Here is a 14,352-nt window from a genome sequence, read left to right on the forward strand (position 1 = left end):
CGGACCGGCGCGGCTAGTCTCGCAGACACCATGACAGAACACCTGTGGCTGCACTTCGCCCGGCACGGCGCCGGAATCAACCCGCCGGTCATCGTCCGCGGCGACGGCGTGACCATTTTCGACGACCGCGGCAAGAGCTACCTCGACGCCCTGTCCGGGCTGTTCACGGTGCAGGTCGGGCACGGCCGCACCGAACTCGCCGAGGTCGCCGCGCGGCAGGCCAGCACGCTGGCGTACTTCCCGCTGTGGGGTTACGCCACCCCGACCGCGATCGAGCTCGCCGAGCGGCTCGCCCACTACGCGCCGGGCGACCTGAACCGGGTGTTCTTTACCACGGGCGGGACCGAGGCCGTCGAGACCGCGTGGAAACTGGCCAAGCAGTACTTCAAGCTGACCGGCAAACCCGGTAAGCACAAGGTGATTTCGCGGTCGATCGCCTACCACGGCACCACCCAGGGCGCCCTGGCCATCACCGGCCTTCCGTCGTACAAGGCGCCCTTCGAACCGGTGACGCCGGGCGGCTTCCGGGTGCCCAACACGAACTTCTACCGCGCGCCCGAGCCATTCGCCAACGACCCCAAGGCGTTCGGGCGATGGGCCGCCGACCGGATCGCCGAGGCGATCGAGTTCGAGGGCCCGGAGACCGTCGCCGCCGTGTTCCTCGAACCGGTGCAGAACGCGGGCGGTGCCATCCCCCCTCCCCCGGGCTATTTCGAGCGGGTGCGCCAGATCTGCGACGAGCACGACGTGCTGCTGGTGTCCGACGAGGTGATCTGCGCCTTCGGCAGGATCGGCTCGATGTTCGCCTGCAGTAGTGAGCTCGGGGACTTCGGCTACGTGCCCGACATGATCACCTGCGCCAAGGGCCTGACGTCGGGCTACTCACCGCTGGGCGCGATGATCGCCAGCGAGCGATTGTTCGAGCCGTTCAACGACGGCGCCACCGTCTTTCCGCACGGCTATACCTTTGGCGGACACCCGGTTTCGACGGCCGTCGGGCTGGCCAACCTCGATATCTTCGAGCGCGAGGGCCTCAATGATCGGGTCAGGCAACACGCGTCCGCGTTCCGCGCCACCCTGGAGAGGTTGTACGACCTGCCCGTCGTCGGCGACGTCCGCGGCGAGGGCTACTTCTACGCCATCGAGCTGGTCAAGGACAAGGCGACCAAGGAGACGTTCAGCGCCGCGGAATGCGAACGGGTGCTGCACGGCTTCGTGTCCCCCGCGCTTTTCGAGGCGGGCCTGTACTGCCGCGCCGACGACCGCGGCGATCCGGTCGTGCAGGTGGCGCCGCCACTGATCAGCGGTCAGGACGAATTCGACACCATCGAATCGATCCTGCGCGACGTGCTCGGCAAGGTGTAGCCGCCTTTTCCGAGCGCGGGCAAACATAACGATTAGCGGAAATACAAGTCGCCGCCGGCCGCCGGAGGTGTACGTTCGCCGCGATGGGCGCTCTTGGCCGAACCTCTTAAAGGAGCCGCGGCAGGGTGAAGAACGGACCGGGGGCCAGACCGGCTGGCAAAGCGCCGTTGCTGCCGCGGACGATCGCCCGTCTCGCGGTGCCGATCGTGCTGGTGTGGCTGGGGCTCACCGCGATCCTCAATATCGCCGTCCCGCAGTTGGAGGCGGTCGGCAAAACCCACTCGGTGTCGCTGAGCCCGAAGGACGCGGCCGCGGTTCAGGCGATCAAGCACATCGGCCAGGTGTTCGGCGAGTTCGACTCCAACACCGCGGTGACGATCGTGCTGGAAGGCGACAAGCCCCTCGGTAGCGACGCGCACCGGTTCTACGGCGAGCTGATACGCAAGCTGTCGGCGGACACCTCGCACGTCGCGCACATTCAGGATTTCTGGAGCGATCCGCTGACCGCGGCGGGATCCCAAAGCGCGGACGGCAAGGCCGCGTACAGCGTCGTGTACCTCGTCGGCAACAACGAAACCCAGGCGTACAACTCGGTTCACGCGGTCCGGCGCATCGTGAACGGCACACCGGCGCCCCGCGGGGTCAGGGCATACGTCACCGGCCCGTACGCGCTGATCGCCGACCAGACCGAGGCCGGCGACAAGAGCGTCGCCAAGGTCACCCTGATCACCACCCTGGTGATCGCGGCGATGTTGCTGTTCATCTACCGTTCCGTGGTCACCATGGTTTTCGTCCTGGCCATGGTCGGCGTCGAGCTGGGGGCGATCCGCGGGGTCGTCGCGTTTCTGGCCTCCCACAACGTCGTCAGCCTGACGACCTTCGCGACGAACCTGTTGACCCTGCTGGCCATCGCCGCCAGCACGGACTACGCGATCTTCATGCTCGGCCGCTACCACGAGGCGCGTCACCTCGGTGAAGACCGAAAGACGGCCTTCTACACTATGTTTCACGGCACCGCCCACGTGATTCTGGGCTCGGGCCTGACGATCGCCGGCGCCATGTACTGCCTGAGCCTGGCCCGGCTCCCGTATTTCAAGACGCTCGGGGCCCCTTGTGCCGTCGGCATGTTGGTGGCCGTGCTGGCCGCGCTCACGCTCGGCCCGGCGGTGCTGAGTGTGGCCGGCTTCTTCAAGCTGCTGGATCCCAAGCGCCGGATGAACACTCGATGGTGGCGGCGGGTGGGCACCGCGATCGTCCGCTGGCCCGGCCCGGTGCTCGCCGCCACGTGCGCGGTGGCGTCCGTCGGCCTGCTGGCCCTACCGAACTACAAGACGACGTACGATCTGCGCGGATTCATGTCGCCGGACATGCCGTCGCTGGTCGGGGACCGGGCCGCGGGCCGGCACTTCTCGCAGGCCCGGCTGAATCCCGAGGTGCTGTTGATCGAGACCGATCACGACATGCGCGACCCGGTCGACATGCTGGTGCTGGACAAGGTCGCAAAGGCCATCTTTCACAGCCCCGGTGTCGCACAAGTGAAATCGATAACCCGGCCGCTGGGGACCCCCATCAAGCACACCTCGATCCCGTACATCCTCAGCATGCAGAACGTGGTGAACGACGAGAACACGCAGTTCATGAACGGCCGGCTGGAGGACATGGTGGTGCAGGAGCAGGCCATGGACGCATCGATCGCGGCGATGCAGCGCATGTATCAACTCATGGGCGAGATGATCGACGACACCACGGATATGGATCACCTCACCCACGACATGTCGGCCATCACCGACACGATCAGGGATCACTTCGCGGACCTCTCGGATTTTCTTCGGCCGATCGGCAGCTATTTCTATTGGGAGAGGCACTGTTTCGACATCCCGGTCTGCTGGGCGTTGCGAGCGATATTCGACACGTTCGACAACGTGGACCAGCTGAGCGAGAAGCTGCAATTCCTCGCCAAGGACATGGACGTCCTGATCAGGCTGTTGCCGCAGATGCGCGCGCAGATGCTGCCGATGCTGTCGACGATGACCATCATGCGAGACGTGTTGGTGGTTTGGCACGGCACCCTCGCGTCCTTCAACAAGGAACAGGAGATGAACAGCAAAGACCCCGGCGCGATGGGCCGGGTCTTCGACGCCGCCAACGTCGACGAGTCGTTCTATCTGCCCCAATCGGCCTTTGACGCACCGGGTTTCAAGCGGGTGCTGAAGTTGTTCGTGTCGCCGGACGGCAAGGCGGCCCGCTTCATCATCTCGCTGGACGGGGATCCCGCTACGCCCGAGGGCATTTCCCGCGTCGAGCCGATTCAGCAGGCGGCCAAGGAGGCCATCAAGGGCACGCCGCTGCAGGGCGCCGTGATCTCGATGGGCGGCGTCGCGGCGACGTTCAAGGACCTGCAAGAGGGCGCCCTCTACGACCTGCTGATCGCCGTCGTCGCCGCGATCAGCCTGATCTTGATCATCATGATGATCGTCACCCGAAGCATCGTCGCCGCCGCCGTCATCGTCGGGACGGTGCTGCTGTCCCTGGGCTCGTCGTTCGGCCTGTCCGTCCTCGTCTGGCAGGACATTCTCGGCATCGACCTGTACTGGCTGGTGTTGGCGATGTCGGTGATGCTGCTGCTGGCGGTCGGATCGGACTACAACCTGTTGCTGATCTCCCGGCTCAAGGAGGAGATCTACGCCGGGCTGAACACCGGGATCATCCGCGCGATGGCCGGCACCGGCGGGGTGGTCACCGCCGCGGGCATGGTGTTCGCCGTGACGATGTCCCTCTTCGTGTTCAGCGATCTGCGGATCATCGGTCAGATCGGGACCACCATCGGCCTGGGCCTGCTGTTCGACACGCTGATCGTGCGCTCGTTGATGACGCCGTCGATCGCCGCGGTGCTCGGGCGCTGGTTCTGGTGGCCGCAACCGGTGCGCCCGCGCCCGGCCAGTCAGATGCTGCGGCCGTACGCGGCCCGCCGGTTGGTGCGCGCCCTGCTGCTCACGCCCGTCGAGCGGTCGCCGCGGGCGGACCCGCGCTAGGCGGGCACCGCCGCACTCCGTGGCTGCGACGCGGGCGCGCCCAGCGCCGCAACGGCGGCGGCGACGGCCAGGACCACGACGACGGCCAGCGGCCAGATCGCGGAGCGGTTCTGCGCGATGCCGCCGAACGCGCCGCCCAACGCCGTGGTTTCGAGGGCGAGCAGCGTCGAGCAAAATGCGATGAGCGTTCCGCGGTGGGGTTCGGCGGCCACCACGCTGATCCACGAAATCGCCGCGGCGAAGACGGCCAGGGCGGCGACCGTCGCCAAGAAGAAGGCCGTGCCGTAGGCCCACATGTGGGTCCACTGGCCGCACGATTGGGCCGCGATGGACAGCGCGCCTGCGGTGGCGCTGAGCAGGGCGCTGCCCAGCATCATGCCGCGCACCCCGAACAGCTGGTGAACCTTGTGCCACAGCGCGGAACCGATGACCATGCCGGTGGTGGACAGGAACACCAGCACCCGCAGATTGCCGCTCTGTTGCGCGGTGCGCAGCGCGTAGAAGGTGGTGCCCAGCGTCACCGGAGCGAACAGCAGGAAGGTGACCACGTACCGGCGAAACCACGGCTGGGTGCGGGCGACCTCGATGCCCTGCCGGTAGGTGTCGCGCACGGACGTCCTCGGGGCGGTCGAGGCGGACCGTACCGGGCCGACGAACAGTGCGGCGAAGCCGGAGGCGGCCAGGCCGAACGCGCCCAGGCACAGCAGGTCGCGGTGCAGCGTCGCCTTGTCGCCGGTGGCCAGCCCGGGCACCACCAACAGCGCGGCGACCGTGGCCACCACCGACGCGATGGTCCCCTGGACCATGAGCAGCTTCAGCGCGGACAGCTTGCCGGAGGCCATGTCCGGGTAGGCGACGTTGGAGACCGCGACCAGGACGCCCCCGCCGGCGCTCGTCAGCAGGAATATCGCCGCCGCGAGCACGCCGTTCCAGGCGATCACCGAGTCGCACAAGATGAGCGCGGCCGCGCCGGCCGCCATCGCCGCCAGCATCAGGTGCCGCATCTGGCCCACTCGCCGCAGGACCGCGGGCGACACCGAATTGCCCACGATTGATCCGAGGCCGTACGCCGGAAACAGCAGCGCGGCCAGCCAGGTCAGGCCCAGGTGCGCGCAGATGAACGGCAGCACCACCGCGCCGTTGCTGAACTGCATTCCGGCGGTGTAGAACGCGCCCTGGGAGGGCATGCGCGGGAACGGGTTCGTCTGGGCTGCGACCCCGTCCGGTACTACGGCCATGACGAGGACGTTATGCGCGCTGAGCAGGCAGAACTATCCTCCGATCGGACGGGACCGGACGAATTGCGCGTCCCCCGATCGGGGGAACGGGCGGCGGGTCAGCCGGCCGCGAGGATCCGATTCACCTCGTAGGCGGCCAGCGCCAGCTCCCGGGACCGGGGGGTGGTCGGCTCGTTCTGGAATCGCGCGACCGCGTTGCACAGCCAGGCGAGCGCGGAACGCAGGTCGGCATCCGAGGTGGTGTCACGATGCGCCTTCAACTCGGTCAGCACCTGGTCGAGCCCGGAGCGGCGGACCTGCGTCGCCTTCTCGACCTGCTTGATCAGGTTTTTCAGCGGCCGGGGGCCGGGTGCGCCGGCGCCATCGCCGGAACCCCGCAGCCGAGACCACAACCCACCGTTTGGAATAGCCGCCAGTGTAGGGGGTGGACGCGGCCGTCGCGCGGCGGGCCACTCGCAACTTGTGCCCCACCAGTCACAGCGCGGCTCACCGGAATCGGGGCCGCGATCGCCTAGTCTGCACAGATAATGAGCCTCTTACGTTCCGTATCGTGCCTGGCAGCGGCGGTTTTCCTGACGGCCGCGCCGGTCGCCCTGCCCACGGCGAGCGCCGAGCCCAACGCCGCGCCGCCGAGCTGCCCCTTCAAGGTGAACACCCCACCGGCGGTCGATTCGTCGGAGGTTCCCCAAGCCGGCGACCCGCCGATCCCGCTGGCGGTGCCGCCCAAGCCGGTCGGCGGCGAGGCGCTGGCCAGCTGCGGGATCGTCGCCGCCCCGGACACGCCGCCGCTGCCCACCGACGTCTCCGCCGACGCGTGGCTGGTGGCGGACCTGGACAGCGGCGCGGTGATCGCGGCCAAGGACCCGCACGGCCGGCACCGCCCCGCCAGCATCATCAAGGTGCTGGTCGCCATGGCGTCCATCAACGCGCTCAACCTGAACAAGGCGGTCCCCGGCACCGCCGACGACGCGGCCGCCGAGGGCACCAAGGTGGGCGTGGAAGAGGGCGGGGTGTTCACGGTCAACCAGCTGCTGCACGGCCTGCTGATGCACTCGGGCAACGACGCCGCGCACGCGCTGGCCATGCAACTCGGCGGCATGCAGCAAGCGGTGGAGAAGATCAACGTGCTGGCCGCCAAGCTCGGCGGCAAGGACACCCGGGTGGCGACGCCGTCCGGGCTGGACGGCCCCGGCATGAGCACCTCGGCCTACGACATCGGCCTGTTCTACCGATACGCCTGGCAGAACCCGACTTTCGCCGACATCGTCGCGACGCGCACGTTCGACTTCCCCGGCCACGGCGACCACCCCGGTTACGAACTCGAGAACGACAACCAGCTGCTCTACAAGTACCCGGGCGCCCTGGGCGGCAAGACCGGTTACACCGACGACGCCGGCCAGACGTTCGTGGGCGCGGCCAACCACGATGGGCGCCGCCTGATGGCGGTGCTGCTGCACGGGACGCGGCAGCCGATCGCCCCGTGGGAGCAGGCGGCGCACTTGCTGGACTACGGGTTCGGCACGCCGCGGGGCACGCAGGTCGGCAACCTGATCGAGCCCGACCCCTCGCTGGCGCCCGCCAAGCGCGACACCGCCGCCGACCGGCAGGCCAACGGCGCCCAGGCCGCCGACCTGCTGCCCTCGGCCGACGCGTTGCCGGTGCGGGTCGGCGTCGCGATCATCGGCGCCATCATCGTGTTCGCGTTGATCATGGTCGCGCGGTCGATGAACCGCCGGCCGCAACATCAGCATCGTTGACCGCGGAAGTTTGCTGTGGCACCGTCTTGCGGATGAGCGAAGCCTTGTATGAGGACTCCGGCCTCCGGCTCGACGAGGACGGAATCACTATCCGCCGCTACTACTTCCCATTGGCCACCCCGAAGCGGATCCCCTACAGCAAGATCCAGGGCGTCAAGACCGAGCAGATGACCTGGAACAGCGGCAAGGGCCGGATCTGGGGAGCGGGCGACCCGCGCTACTGGTTCCCGCTGGACGTCCGGCGGGGCCGCAAGCAAACGCTCCTGGTGCTCGAGCTCGGGCGCCAGGTGCGGCCGTGCATCAGCCCCGACGACCCCGAGCGCGTTATCGAGCTGCTGCGCGATCGGCTGCGGACCGGCGGCGCCACATAACGATTAGCCGAAAGCCCCGATGATTTAGCGCGTCGCCGGTAGCCTCTAACTCGCTAACGCAACAAAACATCGAATTGTTATTGCGACCCGGTGACCAAGCACGGGGGTAAAAATGATTTCGGTTACCCGAGTCGTCAAGCGAATGTGGTTGTTGCTGGCCGTCATCACCATCGTTTGTGTCGCGGCGTTCGGTATTTACCGCCTGCACAGCATGTTCGGCGTCCACGGACACCCGACCGTGAGGGTCAAGGCCGACCTCGAAGATCCGTTGTTCGACCCGAAACACGTGACGTACGAAGTCTTCGGTCCCGCCCCCACCGCGAGAATCGCCTATTTGGATCCCGACGCGCGCGTGCAACGGCTGGAAAACATTCCGCTGCCTTGGTCGGAAACGCTGACGACGACGCTGACTTCCGTCACGGTCAACCTATTGGCACAAAGCAGCGGCAGCGAGATCGGGTGCCGAATCAAGGTGAACGGAAAGACCGAGGACGAAAGATCCGAGACGGGCCCGAAAGCCCTGACCTTCTGCCAGGTGAACGCCGGATGAGCGAAACGGCCCCCGCTTCCCGTCCGCCTTTGATGCCACAATTGATCCGCCGGTTCGCGGTGCCCATCGTCCTGTTATGGCTGGCGCTCACCGCAATTCTCAACCTCGCCATCCCCCAACTGGAAGCGGTCGGGAAAGCGCATTCGGTTTCGATGAGCCCCGCGGGCGGCGCGTCGATTCAGGCGCTCAAGCGCGTCGGCCGGGTGTTCGGGGAAACCGGATCCGACAACGTGGCCACCATCGTGCTGGAAGACAGCAAACCCCTGGGCGACGACGCCCACCGGTTCTATAACGCTCTGCTGCAACGCCTTTCGGCCGACACCAAACACGTGGCGCACATCCAGGACTTCTGGAGCGATCCGCTGACCGCGGGGGGATCCCAAAGCCCCGACGACAAGGCCGCCTACGTCGTGGTGTATCTCGCCGGCAAGAGCGAAACCGCCGCGTACAACTCGGTTTACGCCGTGCGCCAGATCGTGGACACCACGCCCCGGCCGCCCGGGCTCAAGGCCTACGTGACCGGAGCGACGGCGATGATCGCCGACGAATCGGAGGCCGGCGACAAAAGCATCATGAGGGTCACCCTGATCACCGGGGTGGTGATCGCGGCCATGCTGCTCTTCATCTACCGGTCCGTGGTCACCACGATCCTCGTCCTGCTCATGGTCGGGATCGAGCTGGGGGCCATTCGCGGAGTGGTCAGTTTTCTGGTTGCCCACAACGTCTTCGGCCTTTCGACCTTCGCCACCAACCTGCTCACCCTGCTGGCCATCGCGGCCTGCACCGACTACGCGATCTTCATGCTCGGCCGCTACCACGAGGCGCGCTACGAGGGCAGGGATCGAGAATCCGCCTTCTTCGCCATGTTTCACGGGACCGCCCACGTGATCCTGGGTTCCGGCCTGACGATCGCCGGCGCCATGGCTTGTCTCAGCTTCGCCCGGCTCCCGTACTTCAAGTCGCTCGGCCCGCCGTGCGCGGTGGGCATGCTAATCGCCGTCCTCGCCGCGCTGACGCTCGGGCCGGCGGTGCTGACCGTCGCCAGCTTCTTCGCGTTCTTCGACCCCAAGCGGCGGATGGCCACTCGGCGGTGGCGCCGGGTGGGCACGGCCATCGTTCGTTGGCCCGGCCCCGTTCTCGCGGCGACCTGCGCGGTGGCGTTCATCGGCCTGCTGGCGTTGCCGAGCTACCGGACCACCTACGATCTGCGCGGGTTCATGCCGGCGAGCATGCCGTCCCTGGTCGGCGACAGGGCCGCGGGCCGGCACTTCTCGCAGGCCCTGCTGAACCCGGACGTGCTGTTGGTCGAGACCGATCACGACATGCGCACGCCGGTTGACATGCTGGTGTTGGACAAGATCGCGAAGACCATTTTTCACAGCCCCGGCATCGCGCAGGTGAAATCGATTACCCGGCCCCTGGGAACGTCGCTCAAGCACACCTCGATTCCATTCATCATCAGCATGCAGAGCGTCGCGAATGCCGAAAACATGGGATTCATGAAGGACCGATTGGACGACATGGTGGTGCAGCAGCAGGCCATGGACGTGTCGATCGCAACGATGAAGCACATGTACGAGCTGATGGGCCAGATCGTCGACAACACCGTCGACATGGATCACCTCACCCATGACATGTCGGCCACCACCGACACGATCAGGGATCACCTCGCGGACCTCTCGGATTTCCTTCGACCGATCGGCAGCTATTTCTATTGGGAGAGACACTGTTTCGACATCCCGGTGTGCTGGGCGATCAGGTCGGTATTCGACACGTTCGACAACGTCGACCAGCTGAGCCAGAAGCTGCAATTCCTCGCCAAGGATCTGGATGTGCTCACCAAGCTGCTGCCCGAAATGCGCGCGCAGATGCTGCCGATGATTTCGACGATGACGATCATGCGGGACATGCTGGTGGTCTGGCACGGCACACTCGTCTCGCTCTACAAAGAGCAGGAGATGAACAGCAAGGACCCCGGCGCGATGGGCCGGGTATTCGACGCCGCCAACGTCGACGATTCGTTCTATCTGCCCCAATCCGCGTTCGACAACCCGGATTTCAAGCGGGGCCTGAAGATGTTCGTGTCGCCGGACGGCAAGGCGGCCCGCTTCATCATCGGCCTGGACGGCGACCCGTCGACCCCCGAGGGCATTTCCCGCGTTGAGCCGATTCAGCAGGCGGCCAAAGAGGCCATCAAGGGAACGCCCCTGCAGGGCGCCGCGATCTCGATGGGCGGCACGGCGTCGACCTACCGGGACATCCAGGAGGGCGCCTTCTACGATCTGCTGATCGCCGGGGTGGCGGCGATCAGCCTGATTTTGATCATCATGATGATCGTCACCCGGAGCCTGATCGCCGCCGCCGTGATCGTGGGGACCGTGCTGCTGTCGCTGGGCTCCTCGTTCGGCCTGTCCGTCCTTGTCTGGCAGGACATTCTCGGCATCGACCTGTATTGGCTGGTGTTGGCGATGTCGCTGATCCTCCTGCTGGCGGTCGGATCGGACTACAACCTGCTGCTGATTTCGCGGCTGAAAGAGGAGATCGGCGCCGGCCTGAACACCGGCATCATCCGCGCGATGGCCGGCACCGGCGGGGTGGTGACCGCCGCCGGGCTGGTGTTCGCGGTGACGATGTCGCTGTTCCTGTTCAGCGATCTGCGGATCATCGGTCAGATCGGGACCACCATCGGCCTGGGCCTGCTGTTCGACACGCTGATCGTCCGCGCGTTCATGACGCCGTCCATCGCCGCGTTGCTCGGGCGGTGGTTCTGGTGGCCGCAACGCGTGCGCCCCCGACCGGCCAGCCGGATGCTGCGATCCTCCGGACCCCGCCGGTTGGTGCGCGCGCTGCTGCTGCCGCCGCCGCCCGAGAAAGCGCCGGAGCCGATGCGCCCCTAGGCCGCCTGCAGGCAGGGCGCCGGCGCCACCGCCGGGCGGTCCGGGCCGGCGACCCGAAGCTCGACCGCGCGCCGCTTCTCCGGCGCGGGCGCACCCAGCGCCGCGATGGCGGCCGCGATGGTCAGTATCAGCAGGAAGACGTCCGGCCACACCGTGCCGCGCATCTGGGCGATCGCGCCGAGCGCGGCCCCCAGCACCGCGGTCGCGACGTTGAACACCGTCGAGGCGAAGCCGATCAGCGTCCCGCGGTGCTCTTCGGCGGCGAGGACGCTGATCCACGAGACGCCCGAGGGGAAGATGGCCTGGGCGGCCACCGTCGCCACGAAGAACGCCGTGCCGTACGCCCACGCGTGGGTCCACTGGTCGCTCGACTCGGCCCCGATGCACAGCACGACGGCGGCGACACTCAGCAGGGCGCTGCCCAGCAGCATGCCCCGCACGCCGAACACGCGGTACAGCTTGCGCCACAGCGTGGAGCCGATAACGAGGCTGATGCTGGACAGGACGATCAGCACCTGCAGGCTGCCATGGTGGTGGGCGGCGCGCAGGGTGTAGAAGAAGGTGCCCAGGTTGACGGGGGCGAACAGCAGGTAGGTCAGCACGTAGCGGCGGAACCACGGCTGGGACCGGGCCACCGCGAAGCCCTGCCGGTAGGTGTCCCGCACGGACATCCGGGTGGTGATCGAGGCGGACCGCATCGGGCCGACGAAAAGCGCCGCGACGGCCGACGCGGCCAGGCCGATGGCGCCCAGCCACAGCAGGTCGCGGCGATACGCCATCTGGTTGCCGTGGGCCAGCATCGGCACGACCAACAGCGTGACGCCGGTGGCCAGCACCGAACCGATGGCCCCCTGGATCAGCAGCAGTTCGCCGCGCCGCGCCGCGGCCAGCTTGTTGGACACCAGGTCGGGGTAGCCGACGGTGCCGATCCCGACGACCACCCCGCTGACCACGCACGTCAGCAGAAACACCGCGGCAGTCAACATGCCCGTCCAGGGAATCAAGGCGTCGAGCAAGAGCATCGAGGCAGCGGTCGCCCCGACCGCCGCCAGCAGCAGGTGGCGCGCCCGCCCGGACCGCGCCAGGACCGCCGGCGAGATCGAATTGCCCGTCAGCGCGCCCATTCCGTACGCCGGAAAGATCAGCCCCGCCGCCCAGCTGAGGCCCTGGTGCGCGCAGATCACGGGCAGCACGACCGCGCAATTGCTCAACTGCATCCCAGCGGTGTACAGCGTGCCCTGGGACAGCAGCCGGCCGAACGGGCTTTTCTGGGCCGGGGCGGTGGGCAACAACGTGACGGACATAACAAATGAATGTAGGTCCGGTGAAGAGTGGGATACATCCGCCGATCGGACACCGGGGGTGGAATTGTGTGTCCCCCGATCGGGGGACAACGCCCTCGCCGCGGGGCGTCACTACACTCACCCAGATGACTGAAGCCGGTCGGCTGAGCGGTGCACGCATTGGCCTGACCGCCGCCAGCATCGGCGTCATCTACGGCTACGACCTGTCCATCATCGCCGGGGCGCAGCTGTACGTCACCGAGGACTTCGGGCTGTCCACCCGCCAGCAGGAACTGCTGACGACGATGGTGGTCATCGGCCAGATCGTCGGGGCGCTCGGCGCGGGCAAGCTCGCCAACGCGATCGGGCGGCAGAAGTCGGTGGTGCTGCTCCTGGCCGCCTACGCGGGGTTCGCGTTGCTGGGCGCCCTGTCGGTGTCATTCCCGATGCTGCTGACGGCGCGGCTCCTGCTCGGGTTGACCCTGGGCGTGGCGGTGGTGGTCGTGCCCGTCTACATCGCGGAATCGGCTCCGACGGCGGTGCGCGGCTCGCTGCTGACGGCCTATCAGCTGGCCATCGTCAGCGGGCTCATCGTCGGCTACCTCTCCGGTTATCTGCTGGCCGGCACCCACAGCTGGCGCTGGATGCTGGGGCTGGCCACGGTGCCGGCAATGCTGTTGCTGCCGTTGCTGATTCGAGCGCCGGACACGGCACGATGGTACGTGCTCAAGGGCCGGCCCGACGAGGCGCGGCGGGCGCTGCTGCGCGTGGAGCCCACCGCCCGGGTCGAGGAGGAGCTCGCCGAGATCGGTGACGCCCTGAGCGAAGGGGGCGGTGGCTGGTCGGAAATGCTGCGACCGCCGTACGCGCGCGCCACCGCCTTCGTCGTCACGCTCGGCTTCTTGATCCAGATCACCGGCATCAACGCGATCATCTATTACAGCCCAAGGATATTCGAGGCGATGGGCTTCACCGGCAACTTCGCGCTGCTGGCGCTGCCGGCCGTGGTCCAGGTCGCCGGGCTGGCGGCCGTGGGCGCCGCGCTGCTGCTCGTCGACCGGGTCGGCCGGCGCCCGGTGCTGCTGTCCGGCATCGCCATGATGATCGCCGCCGACGTCGTGTTGATGGGTGTGTTCGGACGGGGCATCGGCGGCGCGGTGCTCGGATTCGCCGGCATCGTGTTGTTCATCTTCGGCTACACCATGGGGTTCGGCTCGCTGGGCTGGGTGTACGCCAGCGAGAGCTTCCCGTCGCGGCTGCGGTCCATCGGGTCGAGCACGATGCTCACCTCCAACCTGGTGGCCAATGCGATCATCGCCGCCGTGTTCCTCACCCTCCTGCATTCCCTCGGCGGCGCGGGGACTTTCGCGGCGTTCGCGGCGCTGGCGGTGGTCGCGTTCGTCGTCGTGTACCGGTACGCGCCGGAGACCAAGGGGCGCCAGCTCGAGGAGATCCGGCACTTCTGGGAGAACGGCGGTCGATGGTCGTGATCGCCGCGGGCACCGCGGTGCTCGACGGGACCGTCAGCGGGCCGGGCTCGCGATGGTGCACCGGCGGCATCGCGTTGAACAGGTGGGTGCCGACCGTGGCGCCCAGGCCGATGGCGCGTTCGGCCTGCTCGTAGGTGCAGTCCGTGTGCCCCAGTGCCACAACGACTCCGGCATCGAGGAAGCGCCGGATCGCGTCGTCGGCCCCGGGCAGTTCGGGGGCCAGGGTGACCATCCGGATCGCGCCGCCGCCGGCGCCCAGCAGGGCGTCGATCTCGGCCGGGTCCGGGTCGCGCATCCGGGCCGGGTCGTGCGCCCCGCACCGGGCCCGGCTCAGCCACGGCCCCTCCAGGTGGATGCCCGCGACGACGC

The 14,352-nt window shown here is 67.5% G+C and carries 9 protein-coding genes and 2 pseudogenes; 7 read left to right on the forward strand and 4 right to left on the reverse strand.

What is annotated here, in order from left to right; translation table 11 throughout:
- Window positions 1-9: 9 nt before the first annotated feature.
- Both A5680_RS11700 and A5680_RS11705 read left to right on the forward strand, forming a co-directional pair.
- Window positions 10-1,365 (forward strand): annotated as a pseudogene (locus A5680_RS11700) (aspartate aminotransferase family protein); the annotation flags it as partial.
- 125 nt (window positions 1,366-1,490) lie between these two features.
- Complete coding sequence (locus tag A5680_RS11705) at window positions 1,491-4,397, forward strand: RND family transporter (RefSeq protein WP_067819397.1); 2,907 nt, start codon at window positions 1,491-1,493, stop codon at window positions 4,395-4,397.
- On the opposite strand, the gene A5680_RS11710 is transcribed toward A5680_RS11705, so the two are convergent.
- Both A5680_RS11710 and A5680_RS11715 read right to left on the reverse strand, forming a co-directional pair.
- Window positions 4,394-5,635: an MFS transporter gene (locus A5680_RS11710; RefSeq protein ID WP_156675076.1), complete on the reverse strand. Its 1,242-nt coding sequence runs from the start codon at window positions 5,633-5,635 to the stop codon at window positions 4,394-4,396. The two genes, A5680_RS11705 and A5680_RS11710, sit on opposite strands and share 4 nt — an antisense overlap.
- A 98-nt stretch (window positions 5,636-5,733) precedes the next feature.
- A complete protein-coding gene (locus tag A5680_RS11715; RefSeq protein ID WP_197281341.1) occupies window positions 5,734-5,970 on the reverse strand; it encodes a hypothetical protein in 237 nt (78 codons plus the stop codon).
- 192 nt (window positions 5,971-6,162) lie between these two features.
- Between A5680_RS11715 and A5680_RS11720 the strand changes: the two genes are divergently transcribed.
- The 4 genes from A5680_RS11720 (at window position 6,163) to A5680_RS11735 (ending at window position 11,210) form a co-directional block, all read left to right on the forward strand.
- The gene (locus A5680_RS11720; protein WP_067819403.1) at window positions 6,163-7,392 is read left to right on the forward strand and encodes a D-alanyl-D-alanine carboxypeptidase family protein; all 1,230 of its coding nucleotides are present in this window, start codon (window positions 6,163-6,165) and stop codon (window positions 7,390-7,392) included.
- Between the two features lie 32 nt (window positions 7,393-7,424).
- Window positions 7,425-7,763, forward strand: coding sequence for a hypothetical protein (locus tag A5680_RS11725; protein ID WP_055405505.1), 339 nt, complete (start codon window positions 7,425-7,427; stop codon window positions 7,761-7,763).
- Window positions 7,764-7,875: 112 nt separating this feature from the next.
- Window positions 7,876-8,313 carry an MmpS family transport accessory protein gene (locus A5680_RS11730; RefSeq protein ID WP_055405506.1) on the forward strand — a complete coding sequence of 146 codons (438 nt, stop codon included), beginning with the start codon at window positions 7,876-7,878 and terminating at the stop codon, window positions 8,311-8,313.
- A complete protein-coding gene (locus A5680_RS11735; RefSeq protein WP_082970342.1) occupies window positions 8,310-11,210 on the forward strand; it encodes an RND family transporter in 2,901 nt (966 codons plus the stop codon). Before A5680_RS11730 ends, A5680_RS11735 begins: the two co-directional genes overlap by 4 nt.
- Here A5680_RS11735 and A5680_RS11740 read toward each other — a convergent pair.
- Window positions 11,207-12,514 carry an MFS transporter gene (locus tag A5680_RS11740; protein WP_067819409.1) on the reverse strand — a complete coding sequence of 436 codons (1,308 nt, stop codon included), beginning with the start codon at window positions 12,512-12,514 and terminating at the stop codon, window positions 11,207-11,209. The two genes, A5680_RS11735 and A5680_RS11740, sit on opposite strands and share 4 nt — an antisense overlap.
- A gap of 125 nt (window positions 12,515-12,639) precedes the next feature.
- Between A5680_RS11740 and A5680_RS11745 the strand changes: the two genes are divergently transcribed.
- Window positions 12,640-13,983, forward strand: coding sequence for a sugar porter family MFS transporter (locus A5680_RS11745; protein WP_055405023.1), 1,344 nt, complete (start codon window positions 12,640-12,642; stop codon window positions 13,981-13,983).
- Between the two features lie 34 nt (window positions 13,984-14,017).
- On the opposite strand, the pseudogene A5680_RS25190 reads toward A5680_RS11745, so the two are convergent.
- Window positions 14,018-14,352 (reverse strand): annotated as a pseudogene (locus tag A5680_RS25190) (amidohydrolase family protein); the annotation flags it as partial.

The sequence above is a fragment of the Mycobacterium sp. E2989 genome, assembly GCF_001667595.1.
Taxonomy (GTDB): Bacteria; Actinomycetota; Actinomycetes; order Mycobacteriales; family Mycobacteriaceae; genus Mycobacterium.